Raw genomic sequence first — 26,377 nt, forward strand, 5'->3', positions numbered from 1 at the left:
TTTAATTCTTTTTTGTTGTTGGATCATAGGAAACAAACATATTGATATATATATTCCTAGATAAACGCAAAACAATCGGGAATAATAAAATTAAGGTAACGATAATTGTAATGAAAGAGGTTTGAATGTCTGCTCCCAAAAATAGATAAGAAACTATAAAAGCAGCAATTCCGACTGCAACATTCAATCCGTAGCTGACATACATTGCTCCATAAAAGAAAGAAGGCTCAATTTGGTATTTCAGTCCGCAATGGCTGCATTTTTCATGCATTTTGAGCACTGAACCAATATGTAACAGGTTTTGATCTGTATACATGCTCTCATTCATGCATTTCGGACAAGTTCCTGTTAAAATGCTATATAATTTGGATCCTTTTTTTAACATTTGCAAAATAAATAATTTGTTGTATCAAGTGATGACAAATTTACTAATACATAAAGGAATAAAATAATTAATACATGCTTAATATACATAATTTATCGGTTTCGTTTGGTGGCTCTTATTTGTTTGAAGAAGTAACTTTTCGTTTAGGAGCTGGAGACCGAGTTGGTCTAGTGGGGAAGAATGGTGCAGGAAAATCTACTATGCTCAAAATGCTGGCAAGAGATTTTGCGCCAGATTCAGGGGTTATTTCTCAGGAGAAGGATATTCGAATGGGGTTTCTGCGTCAGGATATTGATTTTGAACGCGGACGTACTGTTTTGGAAGAAGCCTACGAAGCGTTTACAGAAATTAAGATAGTTGAGAAGAAGCTCGAAGAAATTAATCACTTATTAGTGACCCGTACCGATTATGAAAGTGAAGAATATAGCCAAATCATAGAGGACTTGTCGGACTACACACATCGTTTTGATTTGTTGGGCGGTTATAATTATGTAGGTGATACCGAAAAAATATTATTAGGATTGGGTTTCAAAAGAGAAGTTTTCAATAACCAGACTGAAACTTTCTCTGGAGGCTGGAGAATGCGTATTGAGCTGGCAAAATTGCTTCTGCAGAATAATGATGTACTGTTACTGGATGAGCCAACGAACCACCTTGATATTGAAAGTATCATTTGGTTAGAAAGTTTTTTGCGTAATTATCCTGGTGTCGTAGTAATCGTTTCACACGATAAAATGTTTTTGGATAATGTTACCAACAGAACAATTGAAATTTCGTTAGGAAAAGCATACGATTTTAATAAACCATATTCTGAATATTTAGAACTGCGCCATGAAATTCGTGAAAAGCAATTGGCAACTCAAAAGAATCAAGCCAAGAAAATTGAAGAAACCGAGAAGTTAATAGAAAAGTTTAGAGCAAAAGCTTCTAAGGCTTCTATGGCACAGTCTTTAATTAAAAAGCTTGACAAAGTCGAACGTATTGAGGTTGATGAAGATGACAATTCAGTAATGAATATTTCATTTCCTGTTTCAAAAGAGCCTGGAAAAGTTGTTGTCGAAGTAGAAAATGTGACGAAAGCGTATGGTGATCATGTAATTATAAAAGACATTGATTTATTAGTAGAAAGAGGAAGTAAAATTGCTTTTGTCGGTCAGAACGGCCAAGGGAAATCTACTTTTATTAAAGCTATTGTTAATGAGTTCGAATATGATGGAACTATCAAATTAGGTCATAACGTACAGTTAGGATATTTTGCTCAAAATCAGGCAGAGTATCTTGATGGCGAGATTACTTTATTGCAGACAATGGAAGATGCTGCAACTGATACTAACCGTATGAAAGTGCGTGATATGCTCGGTTCTTTTTTGTTTCGAGGGGATGATGTCGAGAAGAAAGTGAAAGTGCTTTCCGGAGGCGAACGAAACCGTTTGGCACTTTGTAAATTATTGTTACAGCCTATCAACGTTTTGCTGATGGATGAGCCGACGAATCACTTGGATATTAAGTCCAAGAATGTTTTGAAAGCCGCTTTGCAGAAATTTGGCGGTACTTTATTGCTGGTTTCTCACGATAGGGATTTTCTTCAGGGGATGTCTAATATTGTTTATGAATTTAAAGATCAAAAAATCAAAGAATATTTAGGCGATATTAATTATTTCTTGGAACAGCGCAATCTTGAAAACATGCGTGAAGTTGAGAAAAAAGATATTGCAAAAGCATCAGCTTCCAAAGAAAGTAATAAATCTTCCTATGAAGATCAGAAAAAAGGTAAAGCTTTGCAAAATAGATTGAGCAAGGTTGAAAGCCAAATCAAGCAATTGGAAAAAGATATTCAGCACGATGATAAAATGCTGGCTTCGAATTATGATAAGCATATAGAAGACGCTTCTTTTTTTACTGCATACAACAAGAAAAAAGCTGATTTAGATCAATTGCTTTTGGATTGGGAAATTGTTCAGGAAGAAATTGATAATGCAGGTTTATAAAATCAGTCCAATTGATTTAGAATGCATGATGGCTTCACTACTGTCTTTAAAATAACAAACAGAAACTTCAAGGTTTTCTAAGTTCTTTAGAATTGATCTTGTGGTTTCTTTTTGATTTTGGCCCGTTTGTCTAATGTAAACCGCTTTTACGGTAACAGGGAATATTTTGCAGATTCGTTCGTATAGCATCGGATCGTGTTGCGAGTCATCTCCTAATAACACATATTTCAGATTGGGATAGAACTCCAAAACGTGTTTTATTTTTTCAAATTTATGATTGTGATCCCCTCTTCCGCTCATAAAAAAATCGGCAAGACCAGTTTTAATATCTTTTAATAAAATAACAGCTCTTGGCAGTTGATGAATTTTTGTGAACTTTACAATAAAACGATATAAATTCCATTCACTGCTAGAAATATAAAAAAAAGCATTTTGTTCATCATTGTTGTTTCTGCCGGCAGAACTCAACGCTTGGTAATGAGGAACAACATCTTTGAATATTTTACGTTTATTCACATTTCGGAATAATAAAATGTAAATTTTTCTGAAGAAGTTATTCGTGTGCGAAACTAAAAAAGTATCATCAATATCAGATATAATTCCAAGATTTCCTTTGTGAGGTCTAATGAAACTGCCAGTTGAACTAATATTTTGATTTGCATGTTTAATGCTCACTTCATATTCCATCCATCCAAAACCAAATTCTTTTTCAAGCGGAATACAAAAATTAAAATAACCGTCATCTAAAGTTTTAGTATGGATTGTTGAATCTCCATATTTGAGATAAACATCAAAATTTTTAATCGTTTTGACCTGAAAAAGATTAACTATAGAGGTGGCATTTTTAAAACTTTTTTTTTGGAAATCGTAATCGTATCCTTTTTTAAAAACATGTCCCATTACAATTAATTCTTGTTCATTGGCATAACCTCGATATAATTGTAAAATTGGTTTCATTAATTATGTACTTTTATAGAAGTTGTAAATTAATTAATTTTAATCAATTAGAAATATAAAATTTTGAAAAAGAATATCATATTCGTTGTAAACCCCATTTCGGGAGATATCGATAAATCCGATTTATTGCAGGCTGTACAGGAATTTTCAGCAGTACATAATTTTGATTTGGTGGTTTATGAAACTGTTGGTGAAAAAGATGTTTTTGCGATTCAATCGCTTTACAACGAGTATAATCCCGAGCGGATCATTGTAGCTGGAGGTGACGGAACTATAAAAATGGTTGCCGAAGCGATGGAAAAGCATGATGTTATTATTGGGATTCTGCCTGCTGGTTCTGCCAATGGATTAGCCGTGGATCTGAATCTGCCAACTACTTTGGAAGAAAATTTAGAAGTTGCTTTTCTACATCATTATATCGAAATGGATATGATTTGTATCAATGGTAAAAAGTGTATTCATTTGAGCGATATTGGAATTAATGCCGATTTGGTTAAGAATTATGAAGAAGGCGAAGTGCGTGGACTTTGGGGTTACGCTTTGCAGGCTTATACCACGTTAAAAGATTCAGAAGAGCCTTTTTTAGCTTCGATAACAGCAAATAAACAGACTGTAGAACATACTGCCAGAATGATTGTGATTGCCAATTCTCAAAAATACGGAACGGGCGTTACCATTAATCCAAACGGAAGTATGAACGATGGAAAATTTGAACTGATTATTTTAAAAAGCCTTGATTTAGTGTTGCTCGGGAAAATTATCATCGGAAATATGCCAATCGATTCGGATGATATTGTAATAATTTCAACTGAAAAAGCAATAGTGAAAACTGACCGTCCTATTAATTTTCAAATTGATGGAGAATACTGTGGTGCTCAAAGTGAGCTGGAAATTCATATTCTGCACCATCAGATGAAAGTAGCAATTCCGTAAATAAGTAATTATTTAAACGGATTACGTTCCTGCCATACAACTTTTGGTTCAAGCGAATTAAATGCTTTTTCAAAAACAAGATCTCCAACAGAACTGCTATGCTTTGCAAAACCAAACATTTTCATTGGCTTTGCCCCAACAGAACTTTTGATTTCCAATGCAGTTCTGGCAAAAATGATTTCCTTAAAACCTTTGTTAATTGAATAAGCAATCATATCATACAGCATATTCAGATACAGCATCTTTTCTCTTTGAATAGTATCGTCATAACCTAAAAAATAGGTGTCAATTGTATCGCCGTTTTTAATCAAAGTATTAAACCCAATCAGTTTTCCGTCTAGGAAATAACCATAAAACAGAAATTTATCCTGTAAAGTTTCCTTAAAAATCCTAAAATGGTTTTTGGTTAGAAAGAAAGTGTTGAAAGGCGCATTTTTGGCAACGTGATAGTACAAATTATAAATTGTCTCTTCGTGAACGATAATATCCTCCAAATGTAGTTTTCGTTTCTCGATTCCTTCAGCCTTTTTTCGGGCTCTTTTGTACTGATCGCGGTATTTTTTGAGCAATGAATTTATATAATCCTGTTCCGATTTCCATTCAAATGGAATATTGAAAATCATATTAGGCTGTGTACTGTATTTGTAATTGTTTTTAAAGAGGTTTAAATCAATGGCAAATTTCTCAATATCTTCTTCAGTATAATCTTTAAAAGTAATTATGTGTACTTTTTTGCCCATTGATTTAAATTTATGTTTTAAATCAATAGACGCTTTTTTCAAAGCTTTTATGCCTTCAGGTTTTGAAATACTATCCGAAAAAACAAATGAATTCTGACCAGTAAGCATGTTATTGCCTATGAGCAGAACATGTGAAGCAAAATTTTTTAAAATGAATTTCCGTGCAGTAGTTTTTATGCATCGGTCTCTTTCTCCAAAAGATTCCAGCTTGTTTAAATCCAAAAATTGAGATATTGCAACACCAACTAATTTTTGTTCTTCAAAAAGACCTATATAATGACAGATCATATTATTTGGAGCCGATTTATCGAGGATTTCAAAATAATCTTTCGATAAAAAAATATTCTGACAGCCAAGTTCTTCCCAATTTTCGGGAAGCTGTTCTTTAGTTTCGTAAATTTGATAAGAAATAGCAGTTTTCAATTCTGAAAGTATATAATTCAAAATTAGCTAATAATATTAAGTTAATATACAATTGTTTTTATTTAACTATTTTTATGAATAATTATTACTCAATAAAAATGTTTTTTGAAGCTATCACATAACGTGAGATTCCTCATTCTTCGGAATGACATAACAATGATTTTATGTCCTTGATATTGATCGATCGGGTGGCATTTTTTTGGTAGAATGTTACTTGATGCTTTATTGTATTTATATCCAATTCATTTAAATAGAAAGAGATGACAACATTTACAGAAGAATCAGTAAGTCCTTTTTTGGATACCTTGAAGGATTGGCATTTTAAGGAAAATGCCATTGAAAAGAAATTTAAATTTAAAAATTTCACGCAGGCACTTGGTTTTATTGTGCAGGTGGGAGTTTTGGCCGAAAGAATGAATCATCATCCTGAACTTTATAACGTGTATAGCAAAGTCAAAATACGGTTAAATACGCATGATTCAGGTGGCGTTACTACAAAAGATATTGAACTAGCCGGACAAATCGAAAATTTATTTTAATGAGAAAGCCATATTTCTAAAGTGTGGAAATAAGGCTTTCTTTATAATAAACAAATGGTTAAACCCATCCGCAGATCAGCGATCCTATAATAGTTAAACTTGCAATCCAAAATCCGGCATGTATCCAGATGTATTTCCACGATTTTCTTTCAAATAGTCCGTTTATTGCAATTATTGGGAATGCAAATAACAAACCTGACATGAATCCATGTAGTGCTCCATGTTTGAAGGTTCTATAAGCTGTTCCGTAATCTGCCATAAAAGCTTTAAAAGAAGGAAGTGCTTCGGCAAGTTTTGGAGGTCCGCCGATCATGCCAAGAGCTCCTGTTTGATGTATCGTAAGAGACGATTCTATTATAACTATAAAAAGAGAAAAAATGTAGGTAAGCCCGAAGATTTTAAGCATATTTCCTTTCGCTAATTCTTCTTGAGTGAGCCCCGTTTCCTTCATCCATGCAGTTCCAAATACTTTTGGATGGTACCAAACAAATCCAACCACTAATGTTGCTAATGCGCTTACAAAAATTGCAATCCAATTCATTTCCATAATTTAGGTTTTTAAGGTTATAACTTCAAATGTAATTAATTTTTAAATAACATTTTTTAATAAGTATTATAAATTTAATATTACAAATAATAAAATAAAGTGTATTTTATCGATAAAATTTGCATTTAAATGTGTTTAAGAGTTACTTTGTAGTGTCAAATCTAAATATGAAGGATTATGAAAAATTTTACTGCAGTATTTTTAACAGTTATGTTTTCTATTTCTGTTCTGGCGAATGTATCAAGTACTGAAAAAAAGATTCTGATTAAATTATATCAGAATACAAATGGCAGTCAATGGAATGTAAAATGGGATCTTGATGCTCCGGTTTCGACTTGGTACGGTGTTAAAATTGAAAATGATAAAGTGGTTGGAATAAACCTTTCTAATAATAATCTGGCTGGAATTTTACCTGCTGAAATTACTGATTTGAAAAATTTGGTAGAATTGGACTTATTTAAAAATCAAATTTCCGGAACAATACCAGTAAATATCGGCCGATTAAAAAAACTGCAGGAACTTAATCTGGCGTTTAACAAACTGACAGGTTCTATACCAAATTCCATCTGCGAAATTCAAGATTTAAAAACTTTGAAACTTTTCATGAATAAGCTTTCTGGTGAATTGCCAAGCCAAATGGGGAATTTAAAAGAATTGGAAGTGGTGTCTTTATTTAATAACCAATTATCGGGAGAACTTCCAGCATCATTATATCAATTGAATAATTTAAAAGAACTGGCATTAAGCAGTAATAATTTCTCTGGAAATATTAGCAAAAATGTTGAAAATTTAGTTTCATTAGAAAAATTAATTTTATTTGATAATAAGATGAGCGGACAAATTCCTTTCAATATTAGTAAATTGGAAAATTTGGAGAAAGTAAATTTAGCGTACAATTCATTTTCAGGCTTTGTACCAAATACTTTGGCAAAGAAAGATGGTTTTAATCTTATGATGAGAAACGAATCTGGCGTTGCTTTTAAATTAGAAGTTTTAAATACCGGTAAAGGAACTTTTGCTGCAGACGAATAAACGTAATAAATAGTATAGTCTTATAATTTATTTAAGCGCAATGATTTTAAATCATTGCGCTTTTTTGGTTTATGAAATTCATTCGAATTATTACGCATTTTTAGTAATTAACAATTCTTTGGTAAAAAAGTTATTTTAAATTTTGGTAGTTTGATGTTTTAACATACTTTTGTCTATAGGAATAGTAGAGTTTTAAAAAACGATAGTAATACTAAATTCAAACATTTTGGAAACACTCAATAACATCTTTTTTTCAATCAAGCAAAAATCTTCATCATTCGAAAATTTTAATCCGATGTGCTGTTGCCGCTAGTTTTCCAATTATTTCAATTTACATTCTCAAATACTCTTTTGAAGATAATTTATAAAAGCAGATAAATTATTTTAACTTTTTGTTATATGCCCTTTCCTGAAATTAGATAGATCAAATAGTAATAACTAAAAAATAAAAAAATGAAAAAATGTCTATGTTGTAAATAATAAAAAAGCCATTTCTGCGGCAACAGAAATGGCGAGGCTTAAAAAAGAAATGTTCATCTCAGAAAAAGGATAGAAAGCTGATTAATCAGCCTTCAGGGATCCTTATTTATTAAACCAAAAACAAAGTAATGAAAAAGATATTAAACATACACGTGTGGCTGTATATTTTACTAGTTTCAATAGGAAGTTATGCGCAAAATACCACACCGCTCATACAGTCGAAACTCAATGGAACTGTTGTAGACAAAATTACTAATGAATCCATAATAGGGGCTTCCGTACTCATCAAGGGGACAACACACGGTGTCAATACAGATATAGACGGAAAGTTTTTCTTTCAAACGGGACAAAAATTTCCATATACTTTAATAATAAGTTATTTAGGGTATAAAACCCAAGAGCTTATTGTAGACGGAAGTCCTGTTGTTGTAAAATTAGCACAAAATGTCGAAGAACTAAATGAACTGGTTGTTGTTGGTTATGGAGCCATCAAAAAGAGCGATATAACAGGAGCCGTTTCATCGTTAAAGAAATCTGACTTTAATATTGGTGCTAATGTATCTATCGATCAAATGATTCAGGCAAAATCTTCTGGTGTACAAATAAACCAAACCAGCTCAGAACCTGGCGGAGGATTATCGGTTAAGATTAGAGGTCAGGGCTCTTTAAATGCCGGCAGTGAACCATTGTATGTTATTGACGGTCTTCCAATTGATAATTCGAACTTACTTTCGGGTTCGGGCGGAGAAGCTGGAACAGGAACAAACTTAAACCCTAGAAATCCTCTTAATTCAATTAATCCCAATGATGTAGAATCGATTGAGATTTTAAAAGATGCATCAGCTACCGCTATTTACGGCTCCAGAGGTGCTAACGGCGTAATTTTAATTTCTACCAAAAAAGGTAAAAATGGAAAAACTTCAATAACTTATGATTTGAGTTCGGGCTTTCAGACAGTGAATAAAACTATAGATATTTTGTCAACATCTGAGTATATTTCTGCAATGAATGAATTATCTGTAGCCGAAGGAAGAGCTCCTGAATTTACTCCGGCACAAATTGCTTCAATTGGAAATGGTACAGACTGGCAAAAACAGATTTATCAGACAGGAGTAATTAACAGTCATAATATTTCGGCTTCGGGAGGAGATGACAAAACAACATTTTTTGCATCATTAAATTATTTTAATCAGGACGGAGTGGTTAAAAATACGGGTATCGAAAAGTTTATTGCTCGTGTAAATTTAGATCGAAAACTAACTGATAAATTAGATTTTGGAATTAATTTCAACACCAGTTTAGTTAAAGACGGAAATAATTTAGATGGTGTCAGTATAAATGAAGGAGCTGGACCTATCAATGCAGCACAGCAGTATGACCCAACTGAACCTATCTATTCAGCAGATGGAACTGCCTTCAGCCAATCAAAAAATTTAACGATAAATAATCCTCTTAGTCTTATTGATGGAGTAAAAAGCAATAGTGAGACCAATAGAACGATTGTAAATCTTTTTCTTAATTATAAGATAACCGAAGCATTAGATGCCAAACTAAATTTAGGTTCTGACAGACAGCAGACAAGAAGAGATGTTTATAATTCTACCAAAACGTTAGCCGGTTCTGCTGCAAAAGGAATTGCAAGTATTGCAGAATTAGAAAAATCAAATTTTCTTTTTGAATATACGATGAATTATAAAAAGAAATTAGGCGAAAAAAATAAAATCAACATTCTTCAGGGATTTACTTATCAGTATTTTAACAGCAGATCTTTTGCGGGGGATATTCGAGGGTTTCCTTCAGATGCATTAGGAACTGATAATCTAGGTTTAGGAAATACTAATAATGACAATTTGAGCTCTAATCAAGAAGATAACACACTTTTGTCATCTATAACCAGAGCAAATTATTCTTATGACAACAAGCTGCTGCTAACGGCAAGTTTGAGAGCAGACGGATCTTCAAAATTTGGAGAAAATAACAAATTCGGATATTTTCCATCTGTAGCTTTGGCGTGGAGACTAAGTGAAGAAAAATTTATTCCAAGCGTATTTAGTGATTTAAAACTGCGTACCAGCTGGGGTCTGACAGGAAATCAGGATATTGCTAATTATGCTTCGTTAACCACTTATAATTCTGGAGCAAGTCCTGTTTTTAACAACACAGTTGTTGCAGGAACCAAGCCTTCCAGAATTGCAAATCCAGATTTGAAATGGGAAACAACGGAACAGTTAAACTTTGGAATTGACGCAGGTTTATGGAAAGGAAGAGTAAATATCACTGCCGATTATTTTATTAAAAATACACGGGACTTACTTTTGAATGTGCCTTTGCCTCAAGCTACAGGATATTCATCTATTTTGAAAAATGTAGGTGAAATGCAGAATAGAGGATTTGAATTCTCCATAAATTCATTAAATATAGATTCCAAAGATTTTAAATGGAGTACTAACCTAAACATTACCGCTATAGAAAATGAGGTTACAGATTTAGGCGTGGTAAATGAAATTATTACGGGTAATATTCAAGGAGTTGGGAACACTTCAATTGTTAGGGAAGGTTCTCCGGCGTACTCTTACTACGGATATATAGTTGACGGGATTTTCCAGAATGCGCAGCAGGTAAGCGGTTCAGCGCAGCCAACTTCTAAACCGGGTTATCCAATTTTTAGAGATGTTAACGGTGATAATAAAATTACGCCTCTTGATCAGGTTATTGTTGGAAATCCTTACCCAGATCTTACTTACGGAATCCAGAATACATTTACTTACAAAGACTTTCAGTTTAGTTTCTTTATACAGGGACAAGAGGGAGGCGAAACATTAAATATAAACCTTTTGGAAAGTATGTATCCTAGTAATTTTAGAAGAAACAGAATGTCTGAAATGATTTTGGACAGATGGACGCCTGCTAATACAGATGCAAAATGGCCGTCAGCTGTTAACCCAACTTCTTACGGAGGAGGCAAAATTAATAGTCTGGTACTGCAGGACGCTTCTTATGTGAGATTAAAAAACGTGAATTTATCGTATGATCTGCCACTGGAAAAAGACAGTTTTATTAGATCATTAAAAATCTCTTTTACAGCTCAGAATTTATACACGTGGACAAAATACATCGGATTCGATCCTGAGTCAAGTGCATTAGGAAGAGGAAATGTTAAAGTGGATTATAACGGTTATCCATTGGCCCAAACCTTTTTACTGGGTTTAAATGCTAATTTCTAACAATTAAAATTTATCAAAGATGAAACTTATTAAAAATATATTTTACATATCAATTGCTCTATTGTCACTTTCCAGCTGTGATGATTTATTGGAAGAGAATGTGTATTCAGAACTTACGCCTGGTAATTTCATAAATACCTACGACGGAAAGAATGCGGTTTTAAATTCCGCTTACGGAAATGCTCAGATCAAAGGGTTTTATGCTTTTTTTCTGTCTCCTTATACCTCAGGAGAGCAGTGGAATAGAGGCGGGGCCATAGAATCTGTAATTACTCCTTTAAGTAATTTTACCTGGGATAGTAATCATGAGTGGTTCAGCCAGTCATGGGCACAATTATATGCGGCAATCCGCGATGCTAATATCGTGATTGACAATACATCAACAATAGATAATAATGAAAAATTATTAAATGCTGAGGCACGTTTTATTAGAGCGCTGAGTTTGACTTATTTGTACAATTGGTACGGTTCTGTTCCATTAGTAGTGTCTTCAAAAAATGAAGATTTACTGCTTCCAAGAGCGAGTGATGAAGCAATAAAATCCTTTATAGAAAAAGAATTTTTGGAAGTTTCGGCTCTATTGCCGGTAAAGGCGGCTCAAAATGGAAGAGCAACAAAAGGAGCTGCTCTTGGACTGCTGTGTAAATTTTATTTAAATACAAAACAGTGGCAGAAAAGCGCAGCTATAGCCAGTCAGATTATTGATTCTAAAACTTATATTTTACTGCCTGACTATAAAAGTGTTTTTTCATTGACTAATGAATGGAATAAAGAAATTATTTGGGCAATATCGGCTAATCCTCAATCGGGTCATAATTTGGTTGCTTTGACCTTTCCAACAGATTACCCATTACCATACAGCAACAATCAGGTTTTTGCAGCGAGATCTTATTTCTTTGACAGTTTTGTTAATTCTTTTGGAGAAACTGATGTTAGAAAAAATTTAATGATCAGACAGTACACGAATACTTCTGGTGTTACATTTCAGCTTTTAGGAAATAATCAGACCCTTCCGTATAAGTATGAGTTTGATCCTAATTCGGTTGGTGCTGTTCAGGGTAATGACCTTCCCGAAATTAGATATTCTGATATTCTGCTTTCGTATGCTGAGGCTGTAAATGAATTAAATGGTCCAACTGATGAAGCAATCGATGCTATTAATAAAGTTAGAAACCGCGCTGGAATTAATTCGCTGAACAAAGCAGATTTTAATAAAGAGTCATTGAGAGATCAATTATTAGTAGAAAGAAGCTGGGAGTTTTACAGCGAAAGCAAAAGCAGAGAGGATCAAATCAGACAGGGGAAATTTATCTCGGGAGCAATTGCAAGAGGTAAAAGCGCGGCCAAGCCTTTTCATGTCTTATTCCCAATTCCGCTTACAGAGATAAACGCAAATCCGAATTTGGTTCAAAACACCGGTTATTAATTTATTTCCAAATAATTAAAATAGTAAAATAAATAATTTCAAAGGGTGGAAAATCCACCCTTCACAACAAATAAATAGAATGTTTTATGAAAAAAACAATAATTTTTATAGGAGCATTATTGCTGACTCTAAATGCTGCACACAGTCAGAAAAAAAACAGTAAACCTAATTTTGTAATCATTTTTACTGATGATTTAGGGTATGGAGATTTAGGGACTTATGGAAACCCTTCAATTCTGACTCCCAATTTAGATAAATTGGCAAGCGAGGGTCAAAAATGGACTAATTTTTATGTTGCTGCAAATGTCTGTACACCATCCAGAGCGGCATTATTAACCGGAAAGCTTCCTGTTAGAATTGGAATGGAAAGTGATACTAAACGTGTCTTGTTTCCTAATTCGTCAGGAGGGCTGCCAGAATCTGAAACCACGATTGCCGAATTATTGAAAACAGCATCCTATCAGACGGCAGCAATTGGTAAATGGCATTTGGGTCATTTAGAGCCTTATACACCATTAAATAATGGATTTGATTATTATTATGGAATTCCATATTCTAATGATATGGACCGTGATGATAAAATTCCTTACCAAAAACTTCTTGATCCTGATTATAATACGGGTATTAATGATTTCAATGTGCCGTTAATCAGAAATAAAGATATTATTGAAAGACCGGCTAATCAGGAAACAATAACTAAACGCTATACCGAAGAATCGGTTGCATTTATAAAGAAGAACAAAGACAAACCTTTCTTTTTGTATTTAGCGCATTCAATGCCTCATATTCCTCTTTTTAGATCAAAAGATTTTGCGGGAAAAAGTAAAGGCGGAAAGTATGGCGATGTAATTGAAGAATTAGACTGGAGCGTTGGTGAAATTATTAAAGCGCTAAAAGAGCAGCATTTAGATGAAAACACCTATGTGATTTTTACATCAGACAACGGCCCTTGGAAACTATTCAAAGAACAAGGTGGCTCATCAGGCACATTGTATGGTGCTAAAGGAACAAGTTATGAAGGAGGAACACGCGTACCGTTTATTATTTGGTCACCAAAAAATCTGAAGCCAAAAGTTGAGGTTAAAATAGGAAGTACATTAGATTTATTAACTACAATAGGCAGTCTTGCTCATGTACAGTTTCCTGAAAATCTAAAAACGGATGGATATGATTTATCCCCAGTGCTAAAAGGGGAAAACAGTAATCCAAGAAATGAAATGTTTTTCTATCATGGCACAAAACTTTTCGCTGCGCGTTTAGGAGATTACAAATTATACTATTATAAAAATGACCCGGTTGGATATCCTCAAAAACTGGAGAAATTGGAAAAATTACAGTTATTTAATCTTGCTGTTGATCCATCTGAAACTAACAATATTATTGATAAGAAATCAGATGTTGTTGCTCAAATTGAAGAAGCAGTTGCAAAACATCTTGCTACAGTCGTTCCAGTTAAAAGTAATCTTGATGGCGTAATAACCGCAAAAAATTAATTATATCTGAAAAAATCATTAGAAAGCTTTAACGACTTTCATTTAATGAACGGTTTAAAAATTTAATACAATACTTTTATTTTTTTTTTGACAGCATTATCATTAATCAAAATGATAATGCTGTTTTTTTTATTTGTTAAAAACAGATGATGAAGTATGCCTTTTTTAAATGTATGAAAGCTAACTTTCAAAATAATTTGCAGTTATTTTAAAATTTTATTTTATTTAATATGTTGATATTCATTGTTTTGAATACTGTTTTAGTTTTAATTAACATATTTAAAATAAAAAGTTAAATTATTTTTTGGCAGTTAACATTTTTAACTTACTTTTGTCTATAGAAATAGTAGAGTTTAAATAATATAAACACTTAATACTAAAATCGTGAAGACTTTCAAAAACATCCATTTTTTGAGCATGCAAGAATCTGTATCATTCGACACTCTTCGTCGAATGTATTGTTGCTGTTAGTGTCTTCAAGTTATTACCTTACATTATTCTTGTGTTCAGTTTCAAAGTGATTTATCCGATTGATAAATTATTTTGACTGTATGATGTATATCTTTTAAAAATAATATCCCAATTACAAAAAATAATACTAATCAATAAGCAATAAAATAAAATGAAAAAACAAATATGCTGTAGTTAAAAAAAAGCCATTTCTGCGGCAACAGAAATGGCGAAGTTTAAAAAAGAAATGTTCATCTCAAAAAGGATAGAAAGCTGATTAATCGACTTTCAGGGATCCTTATTTATTAAACCAAAAACAAAGTAATGAAAAAAAAATTATATAATGTTTCATGGCTCTTTATTTTTCTGATTTCATTTGGAATCAATGCACAAGATACAAAGCCTTTAATTCAGTCCAAACTCGATGGAAAAGTAATTAATAAAATCACAAATGAACCAATATCAGGTGCTTCGGTAACTATTAAGGGAACTACTCACGGAGTGGTGACTGATGCTGAAGGAAAATTTTATTTTCAAACTGGCCAAAAACTTCCATATACCTTAATCGTAACTTACATTGGATATAAAAAGACTGAATTTATTGCAGACGGAAGTCCGGTTATTATTAGTCTGGAACAAGATCTTCAAGAATTAAATGAGTTAGTCGTAGTTGGATATGGAACTCAAAAACGAAAGGATATTACAGGTGCAGTATCTTCGGTTCCAAAAGCTAATCTAAAACAAGTTACTTCTTCGGCAGATAATTTACTGAGAGGCGCTGTGCCGGGTGTGGTTGTGACTCAAAGTTCGGGACGGCCAGGTGCTACTTCCAGTGTTCGTATTAGAGGAGGAAACTCAATCACGGCAGGTAACGAACCGCTTTATGTTGTAGACGGAATATTGATTTATAACGACAATAATAATGGTACAGCGGGAGTGGCAAATGCTGGAGCGGGTGTCAATGTATTATCAACGATTAGTCCAGGTGATATTGAGTCTATTGAGGTATTGAAAGATGCTTCGGCAACTGCTATTTATGGTTCACGCGGGGCGAATGGAGTAGTTATTATTACTACTAAAAAAGGAACCAAAGGGCGGGATCAGATTTCGTATCAGGGTTATATTGGGTTTCAGAAGGTTTCGAAAACACTTAATTTATTGAATGCCAGCGAATGGGCCAGCCTTCGCAATGATGTTCAGGCAAGTATAGGGCAGGCTCCTTCTTTTACCGCTGATCAAATAGAGGCTCTCAGAATTTCAGGCGGTTATGACTGGCAGTCGGCTGTTTTTAGAACTGCTCCGGTTCAAAATCACCAATTGACATTTTCCGGAGGTGATGACCGTTCCAGATACGCTGTTTCGGCTGGTTATTTTGATCAGGAAGGAGTTGTAATAGGCTCAGATTTCAGAAGAATTTCGCTTCGTGCCAATTACGAACGAAATTATTCTCAAAATTTTAAATTTGGTGTGAATACCAATTATACAAATTCATTGTCAAATGGTATTGGAACAAATGGCGGTGCTGCTGCCGGCAGACAGCCTAACCCATTAGTTGTTGCTTTGTATCAGCCGCCTGTAGTTCCTATTAAAAATGATGACGGGTCTTATAACTTGACAAATAATCCTTATTCTACTGCAGTTAATGGAATTATAGGGAATCCAATCAATGATTTGGAGAACACTATCAACGAAACTAAAATCGATAGAGTCTTGGCCAGTTTATTTGGTGAATACAAAATAAACAAAGAAATCACGGCGAAAGTGGCTGTCAGCGGAGATGTGATTAATACCAAACAAAATTATTATGCTCCGTCTACAACTACAAGCGGCGCAGGAACCAAAGGACTTGCTTCGGTTGGTGACAGGTTAGTGAGCACAGTGCTAAATGAAAACACCTTGAATTATAATACTCATTTTGGTGAGGACCACAAGTTTTCAGCTTTGGCAGGATATACACTTCAATACACTCAGGGTGAAGTAGTAAATGCAGGAGCAAACAGTTTTGTAAATGATAATAATACTTATGACGCTTTGCAGGATGGTGTGGCTGTCAAACCGTATAGTGAAGCATTCGAAAGCGTTTTAAAATCTTGGCTGGCTAGGGTGAATTATTCTTATAAAGGAAAATACAATTTAACAGTATCAGCACGTGCTGATGGTTCTTCAAGATTTGGATCAGAGTCACTTTGGGGGTATTTTCCTTCAGCAGGTTTTTCATGGAATATTACCGATGAAGATTTTGCGGAAAGTATTAAAAGTGTTGTAACTGATGCAAAATTAAGATTGAGTGCAGGAACAACAGGAAATCAGGAGATTGGAAATTATCTTTCTCTAGCTTCCATAGGTTCTGTTAATTATGCTTTTGGAGGGACATTGCAGACAGGATTGACACCAACGCGTCTGGCAAATCCGGATTTAAGATGGGAGAAAACAGATCAGTACAATATCGGTTTGGATTTATCATTATATGACCGAAAAATAAACTTCGTTTTTGACGCTTATTATAAAAAAACAAACGATCTGCTTATCAATGTGCCAGTTCCATTAACATCTGGTTATGCTACTGTTCTGCAGAATATTGGCGGAGTTGAAAATAAAGGAATTGAAATTGGTTTGATTACAGAAAATATAAAAACAGATAATTTCTCATGGAATTCCAATTTTGTGTTTTCTGCTAATAGAAACAAAGTTGTCGAAATTGGAAATGGGGTTAATCAATTCTTCCCTGTAGTTCCAAATGGTTCATTGTTGCAGCAACAGCCTGTAACGGTAAAAGTAGGACTGCCTTTGGGAACTTTCTGGGGATATCGTACTAACGGTATTTTTCAGACTCAGGAAGAAATCAATACACAGCCTAAAATTAACAGTCTTGCCAATACAAAAATTGGAGACAGAAAGTACGTAGATACCAATGGAGATGGGGTAATTACAGCTACAGATAAAGGTGATCTTGGAACTTCACAGCCAAAATTTGTTGGAAGTTTTAGCAATACGCTTGCTTATCAAAACTTTGATTTGTCCTTTTCTTTCCAAGGTGCTTATGGTGGAAAAATATTTAATGCTTTAAACCAGCAATTGGAAATTTCTACCCTTGGAACTAATGCTGCTTCTACTTTATTAGACCGCTGGACGCCAGCGAATCCAAGTAACGAAATTCCTAGAGCTACAAGTTCACCACTGGGAATAGTTTCGGAACGCTATGTAGAAGATGCCTCTTTTTTAAGATTAAAATTAATCACTTTCGGATATACATTTCCTAAAAGTCTTACTTCAAAAATTGGTGTTCAAAGTTTAAAACTATATGTATCTGCCGAAAACCTAATTACATGGACTAAATATACAGGCTATGATCCAGAGGTAAGTTCTTATGAACAAAACAATTTATATCCTGGAATTGATTTTGGAGCTTATCCAAATTCTAAAACGTTCATCACAGGATTAAACGTAACTTTTTAAGTAAAATAAAATATTGAGCAATGAAATAAGCATCAATATACATTAGCAGTAAATGCCAATGACACTATGCGAATTACATGTGGCCAATTAAAATAATAAAATAGCAAAAGATGAAAAAGATAATAATAACATTCATATTAAGTGCGGGTCTGTTTGTATCGTGCACCGACTTGGAGGTCACACCAACCTCTTTTACAACCGAAAATAATTTTTTTATAACTCAGGATGATGCTGTTGCCAGTGTAACTGCAGTGTACGCTTCTTTGAGTCTTGATCCGGGAGAGCAGAGTTTATTCGGAAGAAACCTTTATTTCCTTACCGATATGGCTTCCGATTATGCTGCAGCAGGAGTTTCGGCTACAAATCCTCAGGTAAGAGCATTGAGCAGTTTGACTCATGATGCCACTTCAGACCGTGTTCAGGTAGCTTGGCGCCAAATTTATGCCGGAATAAACAGAGCCAATGTGGCAATTGATAATATTCCAAAAGTAGCAGGTACCGATGCTGTAAAAACACGACTGATAAACGAAGCAAAATTCATCCGCGGACTGCTGTACTTTCAGGCAGTTCGTCTATGGGGCGGTGTGCCAATAGTTTTACACGAGCCGACTTCGATTGATGTAGAAAGTCTAAAATCAAAAAGAGCCACGGTAGATGCTGTTTATGCACAGATTATTTTAGATTTAACAGCTGCAGAAAGCCTGCCTGCTGCTTATCCTGCGAATGAAGCCGGACGTGCCACTTCGGGAGCTGCAAAAGCGATTTTGACAAAAGTCTATCTGACTAGAAAAGATTGGCCAAATGCTATTCTTAAAGCTAAAGAAGTTATCAATGGAGGTTACGGATATGCATTATTTGAAAATTTTGGGGATATATTCAATAAAGCAAAAAAGAATGGGAAAGAACATATTTTTTCTGTTCAGTTCGAAAGGAATCAGGCAGGAAACGGTTCCAGCGGAAGTACTTTTCAAGCGACTTCATTTACTGGATTCACTGCAACAGAACCAGCTGATATTATTTCGGATGTAGCTTTGTTTTATGACATTTATGATGCAGAGGATACCAGAAGAGATGTGACTTATAAAAAGCAATTATTGAATCCAGCCACGGGAACATTGTATACTTTCCCAAAGCCAATTTTTAGCAAATATCTTGATTTGACAAATTTAGCAACACCGGGAAATGTGGCGATCAACTTCCCATTAATCCGCTATGCTGATATTTTATTGTCACTTGCAGAAGCTATTAATGAAAAAGACGGAGCAACTTTAGAAGCTCATGAACTTGTGAATCAGGTAAGAAGAAGAGCTTTTGGAAAAGCAATCTCAACACCGGATGTAACAGTAGACTTAGTTGGTCTTACAACTGCTCAATTAAGAGATGCCATTCGAGAAGAACGCAAAAAAGAATTTGTGCAGGAAGGACAAAGATGGTTTGATTTGGTACGCTGGGGAACTTTGGTTACCGAAATCAAAAAAGTAACAGCAAAAAACTCTGTTTCTGAAAGAAATAATTTGTACCCAATTCCTCAGAGTGAGCGAAATATAGATCCTGTAGGGTTGCCTCAGAATCCAGGTTATTAATCTTTTAAGTTTCAAAAGATGAAAAAAAACAAATACAATAGTACTATCAAAAGCCCGCAGAAAGGGCTTTTGATTACCGCTTTGCTTGTGGCTCAATTTGGCTTTGCCCAAAACAAACCCGATGCTGATTACAAGGGAGTTATCGGTAAAACATTGGCAGAATCAAAAGAGTATTGGCCTGAACCGGTTACAGCACCAAAAGGCGCGCCGAATGTTGTCTGGATTGTTTTAGATGATGTAGGATATGGAGCGTCAAGTGCTTTTGGAGGGCTGATAGATACACCAGTACTAGAGAGTCTTGCCAACAATGGACTGAGATATACTAATTTTCACACTACAGCTATTTGTGCTCCTACACGCTCTGCTTTATTGACAGGAAGTAATTCTCATAAGGTCCATGTTGGCGGATTCTCACATACAATTATGTCTGCGGGATTTCCGGGCTGGGATGGAAGACTGCCTTCAAAAAACGGAACAATTGCCGAGATTTTGCGTGACAAAGGATACAACACTTTTGGCGTAGGCAAATATGGTATAACTCCAGATGAAGATGCCACAGATGCAGGACCGTTTGACAGATGGCCGACTGGTAAAGGTTTCGATCATTTCTTTGGTTTTTTAGGGTCGGCAACAGATCAGTATAAACCGGATCTGATAGAAGATCAGGCACACATTACGCCGGACGGAAGACACCTGAGCGAACAGATTACTGATAAAGCAATCAGTTATATTACAAAACAGCAAAAAGCCGCTCCGGGAAAACCATTCTTTTTGTATTATTCTCCTGCAGCAGTTCATGCACCGCATCAGGTAGCAGCAAAATGGAGTGATGCTTACAAAGGAAAATTTGATGATGGCTGGGACGCTTACCGCGAAAAAACATTGGCCAATCAAAAGAAATTAGGAGTTATTCCTGCCAATGCCGAACTGCCTGAACGTAATTCGCTTATTGCTGACTGGAAAAAACTAACAGCGGATCAAAAGAAAGTATATTCGAAATTCATGGAAGTATATGCCGGATATTTAACGTATACTGATTATGAAATTGGAAGATTGGTTAATTATCTGAAAGAGAGTAATCAATTGGATAATACTGTTGTTTTTGTTTTAATAGGTGACAACGGAGCCAGTAAAGAAGGGACATTGCAGGGAGCAGTTAACAGACAGACTTATGTAGCCGGAGAAACTGAAGAACAGGTTTTCCAGAATAATTTAAACCGAATTGGCGAAATTGGAACTCCTCAAACTTATGCAAATTATCCTTTGGGCTGGGCACAAGCAACGAACACGCCTTTTAAATCTTGGAAACAGGATGCTAATTCTGAAGGTGGAACGCACAATCCACTGATTGTTTATTATCCAAAAGGTATTAAAGAGAAAGGCGGTATCAGAAATCAGTACAGCCATGTAATTGATATCCTTCCGACTACTCTTGATGTTGTTGGGGTGAAAGCACCAGAATCTATCAGAGAAATTAAACAGGATACCATTCAGGGCTATTCATTTTATAATTCTTTGAATGATGTCAAAGTGGTTTCGTCTCATAAAATCCAGCACTATTACATTTTTGGAGCCAGATCAATTTACAATGATGGCTGGAAAGCGGCAGCAGCACATCATCCAAACTCAATCGAAGTGAAAGAGGCATTGAATGATAAAACAAAAGCAAATGTTTTGAATGCTGATTTTGACAAAGATGTTTGGGAATTATACAATATCAATGAAGATTTCAACGAAAGAAAAGATCTGGCTAAGAAATATCCTGAAAAACTAGCTGAATTGAAGAAACTGTTTGATGAACAGGCTAAGAAAAACAATCTGTATCCATTAATTGACTGGTCGGATGTTTACCAAAGAAAAATACACAGAACACAGGCTACAGAAGGACAGTCTGCTGTAGAATTACTGTACAAAGCAAATAAGTAAAACTGTTTTAGAGCTGTAGAATTTAAATTCGACAGCTCTGAAATTTAAAAAAATAAGATATGTCAACAACAAAAAACATAACAAGAAAAGGTATCTACGGAGTAGCTGTCGTTCTGTTAGCGGTAGTTTTTTACTACCTCACGATTTGGGTTACGCCTTATTATGTGCAAAATAAAATTGCATCGCAAAGAAGTCCTGATGTTAATACTTTGAGATTTGCAAAAAGACCTTCGCCGGAAAATAACAGGGTAGTTCCTCTGCCTAATCCTGATTTTTTATATTCTTCTATCAATTACGATATTAAGGACAGTGTTTTAAAAATTACAGGAAAAGTTCCAGATTCTACTTATTGGTCTATAGCAGCTTATCAATCTAATACAACTAATTTTTTTGTTGCAAATGACAGTCAGGCTGATGGTAATTTTGAATATTATTTGGCTGAAGAAGGAAGTACTTCTGCTTTGCTGAAAGATATTCCGAAAGAAAAAATAATTTACAGCCCAACTGCAAGCGGATTGATATTGTTTCGCTATTTAATATCAAAAGCATATCCGTTTAATACACTTGTCGATTTACAGCACAGTGTTAAAGCAGAAAAATTAGCTGAATAATTTTAACTTAAAAACATTCAAAATGGCTTTAAATACAAAAACACAAAAACGTATTATCTTGTCTTTATCCGTAATTGCAGCAATAGCTGCGGGGATTGGGAGTGCTGTTTACAGTATTCGGACTTGGAAAAACAGTTCACAGGACAACATAGGAAACTGGCAGACTATAGGAAAAGACAAAGATGTAAATAACGCCGATTTATTGTCGATAGCACAAATATCAGTTTATGCGACTTATCCATTGACAAAGAAAGAAGTGATTTATCTGAACACAAGTACAGACAGCGATGGGAACGTGATTGATCCAAAATCAGATTACGTTATAAGCGGGAAAAAATTCGATGCCAGATATTGGAGTATTACAGCGTATGATCAGGATGGCTTTTTGATAAAAAATCCTGTTGAGAAATACAGTTACAATTTTGAGGATGTAAAATATGAAAAAGACAGTACTTCTTATAAAATAAACTTATCAGCTGTTAAGAAAGATTCCAATTGGCTTCCGACGGCCGGAGCTCAAAAAATAGGTTTGGTGATACGATTGTATCAGCCATCAGATGAACTTAGAAATAATTTGAATAAGGAAAGTCTTCCGATAATTCAAAAGGTAAAGTAGTTTTAAAGAATCAACCTTGAAATCGAAGAAAATGAAATCTATTTGGACAATTGGTTATCTGTTTCTCTTATTGGTTTTGATGGGGGTCTTTTCTATAATTCGTTTTTTGGAAAAGCACTAAAATTCACCGCTAAAAAATAAATTAACAACAGCTGTTATTGTTCTATATTTTTTAAAGTTGCCGTAAATTTATTATTTAAAATTATACTAAATCTATAGGATTAATTAAATTAAAATATCTGATTGCCTAAAATTAATGAAACAACAGCCCGGAAGTGGGTTTACTAATAATCTATAACAAACAAAACCATGAAAAAATTTAAACTTAACACAAAGCTGAAAACTCCCCAGAAAGGATTTTTATTTACAGCTTTACTCGCTGCCCAGCTGGGTATTTCACAAAATAAGCCGGACGCCGATTATAATGGAGTTATTGGTAAAACATTAGCTGAATCCAAAGAATATTGGCCAGAGCCTGTAAAAGCTCCAAAAGGTGCTCCTAACATTGTCTGGATATTGCTTGATGACGTGGGTTTTGGAGCTTCAAGTTCTTTTGGAGGTTTAATCGAAACACCAACTTTTGATGCTCTTGCAAATAACGGACTGCGTTATACCAACTTTCATACGACAGCAATTTGTGCGCCAACACGTGCAGCATTATTGACAGGAAGAAATTCAGGAAGAGTTCATGTCAGCGGATTTTCACACACCATTTTATCAGCAGGTTTCCCAGGCTGGGACGGAAGAATTCCATCTGATAAAGGTACAATTGCCGAGATTTTAAGAGAGAATGGATACAACACTTTTGCAGTAGGTAAATATGGCGTTACACCAGATGAAGATGCTACTGATGCTGGTCCATTCGACAGATGGCCAACCGGAAAAGGATTCGATCACTTTTATGGTTTCTTAGGTTCTCAGACCGATCAGTACAACCCGGATTTGGTAGAAGATCAGACACATATCAAGTCTGATGGACGCCATTTAAATGAACTGATTACAGACAAAGCGATTAGTTATATTACTAAACAGCAAAAAGCAGCACCTGGAAAACCATTCTTTTTGTACTATGCACCGGGAGCAGCTCATGCACCGCATCAAGTGGAAGCTTCTTGGAGCGATGCCTATAAAGGAAAATTTGACGAAGGCTGGGATGTTTACCGTGAAAAAGTATTAGCAAACCAAAAGAAATTGGGTGTAATACCTGCTAATGCTGTATTGCCAGAACGTAATCCAATTATTGGAGAATGGAAAAAATTATCTCCGGACCAAAAGAAAGTATACGCCAGATTTATGGAAGTCTATGCAGGATACCTTACATACACAGACCACGAAATTGGAAGAGTTGTAAATTATCTGAAAGAAACCAATCAATTAGATAACACTTTGATTTTTGTTGCCATTGGTGATAACGGAGCTAGTAAAGAAGGTAGTCAGGTAGGTACAATCAGCCAGAGTCTTTTTTCTCAGGGAGTTACTGATGAGCAAAATCTTCAGTCTAATTTGGCTAAAATTGGAGAGATTGGTACTGCAAAAGGGTTGAATACAAATTATCCGTTAGGCTGGGCACAGGCTACGAATGCACCGTTCAAAAACTGGAAACAAGACGCACAGTCAGAAGGCGGAACGCGTAATCCGCTGATTGTTTTTTATCCAAAAGGAATTAAAGATAAAGGAGGAATCAGAAATCAATACAGCCACGTAACAGATATTCTTCCTACTACGCTGGATATTGCAGGAATCAAAGCACCTGAAACAATCAAAGAAATTAAGCAGGATATTATTCAGGGTTCGTCTTTATATGCTTCTTTAAATGATGCTAAAGCCGAATCATTACATAAAGTGCAGTATTACTATATCTTCGGAAACAGAGCTATCTACAAAGACGGATGGAAAGCGGCTGCAGCACATGCAAATCCTTTTACTTCTCCAAGTGCTGCTGGCAAAAATCAAGTACCGTCACCAAGCAATTTTGACACTGATGTTTGGGAATTATACAACCTGAACGAAGATTTTAACGAGCGCAATAATTTGGCTAAAAAATACCCTGAAAAATTGGAAGAACTTAAAAAACTGTTCGAGGAGCAGGCCAAAGAGAATAATGTTTATCCATTAATCGACTGGCAGGATGTATTAGGAAGAAAAATACACAATCCTACAGGAGACAAAAATCAAAATCTTCAGGAACTGATTCATAAAGCAACTCAGGCAGGAAGCAGTAATTAATTAGATTGGAGACCTAGCAGGTTTTTAAAACCTGTTAGGTCTAATCGGAAGAAAGGAGTGATATTTTCATTTTTGATTCTGATTAATTGTTATACACTAATCATTAAAATAAAAAAAATGAAACTAATAGATTTTCAAATAATAGGAAAGAAGATTATCGTAGGACTGATTGTCTTTTTTGTGCCGCTGCTCATTTTAGCAGGCGGTTTAGCATTAGTAAATCAACTTTTAAAATAAGGAATCATGGCATTAGATAAAACAAAATTAAAAAGAGATTTAGGCATCAGTCTATTTATTTACACCTTGCCGGTTTTGGCAATCTACCTTTATTTTAAATTAAATAATGGTATAGCTGCAGAATCACATCTTACCTTACCATCGTACTTAGAATTTCTCCAGCCTGTTTTTACCAATATAAGAAGCTGGGGATTAATTGTATTTGCGATTGTTTTAGGTATTATCGAGTTTGGCGCAGGTTTATATGATGACCAATGGACAGGAAGAGAGCGTAAAATAGATATTATTTGTTTTTTGGCTCCTAAATTACTTCTGCCGCCAGTAACAGCTTATTTTAGCTTAACGGTACTGCCTTATTTGATTCCAAATCTGGCTAATACGCTTTCTTGGGTTCCTTTTTGGGGAGGCTTTTTCCTGATTGCCATTGCCGATGATTTAACGCAGTACTGGTACCACCGTTTACATCATCAAGTACCTTTTTTATGGCGTTTTCATAGAACTCATCATTCAGCTCCGTACATGGGAATGGCAATGGCGTCAAGACAAAACTTCATTTACACGGTGTTTTTCTCCCAAATTTACTTAACGGCTACATTGACGTATTTGGGATTGGGACTTCCGGCCTTATTTGTTTTGGTAGTGAAAAGTTTTATCACTTTGGGAGCGCATTCCAGTCTTGCTTGGGACAAACCTTTTTACAAATACAGAATTTTACATCCAATTGCGTGGGTTTTGGAACGCCTAATTTCGACTCCTGCAACACATCACGCGCATCATGCTGATACCAGCGGAGATGGTGTAGGACATTTTAAAGGCAACTTTGGAAACATGTTTTTCCTATGGGACGTAATGTTCGGAACAGGTTTAATCACTCGTAAATTCCCTGAATCATATGGAACTAAAACATACAAAAGCGAGGAATGGCAGGCACAGTTTCTTTGGCCGATATTCAAATCTAAAATTGAAGGAAGCCCTTTGGCTGATGGAGTTCTTTCTCTGCCGGTTTCTCAAAAAGGAGAGACTGTTTCAACAAATAAAAACATTTACGAACCAGTTCAATCGTAAAAAATAAACATATTCAGAGTTATTAAACATTCAGTTTGAT

The 26,377-nt window shown here is 35.0% G+C and carries 18 protein-coding genes; 14 read left to right on the forward strand and 4 right to left on the reverse strand.

All coding sequences use genetic code 11. The features are described from left to right. Position 1 precedes the first annotated feature (1 nt). Positions 2–385, reverse strand: a complete 384-nt coding sequence (locus C8P67_RS07215; RefSeq protein ID WP_115811810.1) for a DUF983 domain-containing protein — start codon at positions 383–385, stop codon at positions 2–4. Between the two features lie 74 nt (positions 386–459). On the opposite strand from C8P67_RS07215, the gene C8P67_RS07220 reads away from it, so the two are divergent. Then, on the forward strand, positions 460–2,373 hold the full coding sequence (locus tag C8P67_RS07220) for an ABC-F family ATP-binding cassette domain-containing protein (RefSeq protein ID WP_115811812.1): 1,914 nt from the start codon (positions 460–462) through the stop codon (positions 2,371–2,373). On the opposite strand, the gene C8P67_RS07225 is transcribed toward C8P67_RS07220, so the two are convergent. Next, positions 2,368–3,330, reverse strand: coding sequence for an App1 family protein (locus tag C8P67_RS07225; RefSeq protein WP_115811814.1), 963 nt, complete (start codon positions 3,328–3,330; stop codon positions 2,368–2,370). The two genes, C8P67_RS07220 and C8P67_RS07225, sit on opposite strands and share 6 nt — an antisense overlap. 63 nt (positions 3,331–3,393) lie before the next feature. Between C8P67_RS07225 and C8P67_RS07230 the strand changes: the two genes are divergently transcribed. Next, positions 3,394–4,263, forward strand: coding sequence for a diacylglycerol/lipid kinase family protein (locus tag C8P67_RS07230; protein WP_115811816.1), 870 nt, complete (start codon positions 3,394–3,396; stop codon positions 4,261–4,263). 8 nt (positions 4,264–4,271) lie between these two features. Here C8P67_RS07230 and C8P67_RS07235 read toward each other — a convergent pair whose 3' ends face one another. Continuing rightward, a complete protein-coding gene (locus C8P67_RS07235; RefSeq protein ID WP_394338643.1) occupies positions 4,272–5,426 on the reverse strand; it encodes an 8-amino-7-oxononanoate synthase in 1,155 nt (384 codons plus the stop codon). Between the two features lie 260 nt (positions 5,427–5,686). On the opposite strand from C8P67_RS07235, the gene C8P67_RS07240 reads away from it, so the two are divergent. Further along, a complete protein-coding gene (locus C8P67_RS07240; RefSeq protein WP_115811818.1) occupies positions 5,687–5,965 on the forward strand; it encodes a 4a-hydroxytetrahydrobiopterin dehydratase in 279 nt (92 codons plus the stop codon). 58 nt (positions 5,966–6,023) lie between these two features. Here the strand turns inward: C8P67_RS07240 and C8P67_RS07245 are convergent, their stop codons facing one another. Further along, a complete protein-coding gene (locus tag C8P67_RS07245; protein ID WP_115811820.1) occupies positions 6,024–6,512 on the reverse strand; it encodes a DUF1761 domain-containing protein in 489 nt (162 codons plus the stop codon). A gap of 177 nt (positions 6,513–6,689) precedes the next feature. Here C8P67_RS07245 and C8P67_RS07250 point away from each other — a divergent pair, with 177 nt between their 5' ends. From C8P67_RS07250 to C8P67_RS07300, 11 genes are all read left to right on the forward strand, one after another. Continuing rightward, on the forward strand, positions 6,690–7,544 hold the full coding sequence (locus C8P67_RS07250) for a leucine-rich repeat domain-containing protein (protein WP_245980392.1): 855 nt from the start codon (positions 6,690–6,692) through the stop codon (positions 7,542–7,544). 608 nt (positions 7,545–8,152) lie between these two features. Further along, positions 8,153–11,248 carry a SusC/RagA family TonB-linked outer membrane protein gene (locus tag C8P67_RS07255; protein WP_115811822.1) on the forward strand — a complete coding sequence of 1,032 codons (3,096 nt, stop codon included), beginning with the start codon at positions 8,153–8,155 and terminating at the stop codon, positions 11,246–11,248. 19 nt (positions 11,249–11,267) lie between these two features. Then, positions 11,268–12,674, forward strand: a complete 1,407-nt coding sequence (locus C8P67_RS07260; protein WP_115811824.1) for a RagB/SusD family nutrient uptake outer membrane protein — start codon at positions 11,268–11,270, stop codon at positions 12,672–12,674. An 86-nt stretch (positions 12,675–12,760) separates the two neighbouring features. After that, positions 12,761–14,167, forward strand: a complete 1,407-nt coding sequence (locus C8P67_RS07265; protein ID WP_115811826.1) for a sulfatase family protein — start codon at positions 12,761–12,763, stop codon at positions 14,165–14,167. Between the two features lie 774 nt (positions 14,168–14,941). Next, positions 14,942–18,073, forward strand: coding sequence for a SusC/RagA family TonB-linked outer membrane protein (locus C8P67_RS07270; protein WP_115811828.1), 3,132 nt, complete (start codon positions 14,942–14,944; stop codon positions 18,071–18,073). 110 nt (positions 18,074–18,183) lie between these two features. Continuing rightward, positions 18,184–19,656, forward strand: coding sequence for a RagB/SusD family nutrient uptake outer membrane protein (locus C8P67_RS07275; RefSeq protein ID WP_115811830.1), 1,473 nt, complete (start codon positions 18,184–18,186; stop codon positions 19,654–19,656). An 18-nt stretch (positions 19,657–19,674) separates the two neighbouring features. After that, entirely contained in the window at positions 19,675–21,582 is a 1,908-nt protein-coding gene (locus tag C8P67_RS07280) for an arylsulfatase (RefSeq protein ID WP_115811832.1), read from the forward strand. A 59-nt stretch (positions 21,583–21,641) separates the two neighbouring features. Continuing rightward, a complete protein-coding gene (locus C8P67_RS07285) occupies positions 21,642–22,193 on the forward strand; it encodes a DUF1254 domain-containing protein (RefSeq protein ID WP_115811834.1) in 552 nt (183 codons plus the stop codon). Between the two features lie 22 nt (positions 22,194–22,215). After that, on the forward strand, positions 22,216–22,809 hold the full coding sequence (locus C8P67_RS07290) for a DUF1214 domain-containing protein (RefSeq protein ID WP_115811836.1): 594 nt from the start codon (positions 22,216–22,218) through the stop codon (positions 22,807–22,809). A 309-nt stretch (positions 22,810–23,118) separates the two neighbouring features. Continuing rightward, entirely contained in the window at positions 23,119–25,035 is a 1,917-nt protein-coding gene (locus C8P67_RS07295; RefSeq protein WP_115811838.1) for an arylsulfatase, read from the forward strand. Positions 25,036–25,278: 243 nt separating this feature from the next. Then, positions 25,279–26,337 carry a sterol desaturase family protein gene (locus C8P67_RS07300; RefSeq protein WP_115811840.1) on the forward strand — a complete coding sequence of 353 codons (1,059 nt, stop codon included), beginning with the start codon at positions 25,279–25,281 and terminating at the stop codon, positions 26,335–26,337. Positions 26,338–26,377: the final 40 nt, after the last annotated feature.

This window comes from Flavobacterium aquicola, from assembly GCF_003385115.1.
Classification (GTDB): domain Bacteria; phylum Bacteroidota; class Bacteroidia; order Flavobacteriales; family Flavobacteriaceae; genus Flavobacterium; species Flavobacterium aquicola.

Coding starts and splice junctions, on each gene's coding strand:
- C8P67_RS07215 (WP_115811810.1), bottom strand. CDS start 385: ATGTTAAAAAAAGGATCCAAATTATATAGCATTTTAACAGGAACTTGT.
- C8P67_RS07220 (WP_115811812.1), top strand. CDS start 460: ATGCTTAATATACATAATTTATCGGTTTCGTTTGGTGGCTCTTATTTG.
- C8P67_RS07225 (WP_115811814.1), bottom strand. CDS start 3,330: ATGAAACCAATTTTACAATTATATCGAGGTTATGCCAATGAACAAGAA.
- C8P67_RS07240 (WP_115811818.1), top strand. CDS start 5,687: ATGACAACATTTACAGAAGAATCAGTAAGTCCTTTTTTGGATACCTTG.
- C8P67_RS07245 (WP_115811820.1), bottom strand. CDS start 6,512: ATGGAAATGAATTGGATTGCAATTTTTGTAAGCGCATTAGCAACATTA.
- C8P67_RS07250 (WP_245980392.1), top strand. CDS start 6,690: ATGAAAAATTTTACTGCAGTATTTTTAACAGTTATGTTTTCTATTTCT.
- C8P67_RS07255 (WP_115811822.1), top strand. CDS start 8,153: ATGAAAAAGATATTAAACATACACGTGTGGCTGTATATTTTACTAGTT.
- C8P67_RS07260 (WP_115811824.1), top strand. CDS start 11,268: ATGAAACTTATTAAAAATATATTTTACATATCAATTGCTCTATTGTCA.
- C8P67_RS07265 (WP_115811826.1), top strand. CDS start 12,761: ATGAAAAAAACAATAATTTTTATAGGAGCATTATTGCTGACTCTAAAT.
- C8P67_RS07270 (WP_115811828.1), top strand. CDS start 14,942: ATGAAAAAAAAATTATATAATGTTTCATGGCTCTTTATTTTTCTGATT.
- C8P67_RS07275 (WP_115811830.1), top strand. CDS start 18,184: ATGAAAAAGATAATAATAACATTCATATTAAGTGCGGGTCTGTTTGTA.
- C8P67_RS07280 (WP_115811832.1), top strand. CDS start 19,675: ATGAAAAAAAACAAATACAATAGTACTATCAAAAGCCCGCAGAAAGGG.
- C8P67_RS07285 (WP_115811834.1), top strand. CDS start 21,642: ATGTCAACAACAAAAAACATAACAAGAAAAGGTATCTACGGAGTAGCT.
- C8P67_RS07290 (WP_115811836.1), top strand. CDS start 22,216: ATGGCTTTAAATACAAAAACACAAAAACGTATTATCTTGTCTTTATCC.
- C8P67_RS07295 (WP_115811838.1), top strand. CDS start 23,119: ATGAAAAAATTTAAACTTAACACAAAGCTGAAAACTCCCCAGAAAGGA.
- C8P67_RS07300 (WP_115811840.1), top strand. CDS start 25,279: ATGGCATTAGATAAAACAAAATTAAAAAGAGATTTAGGCATCAGTCTA.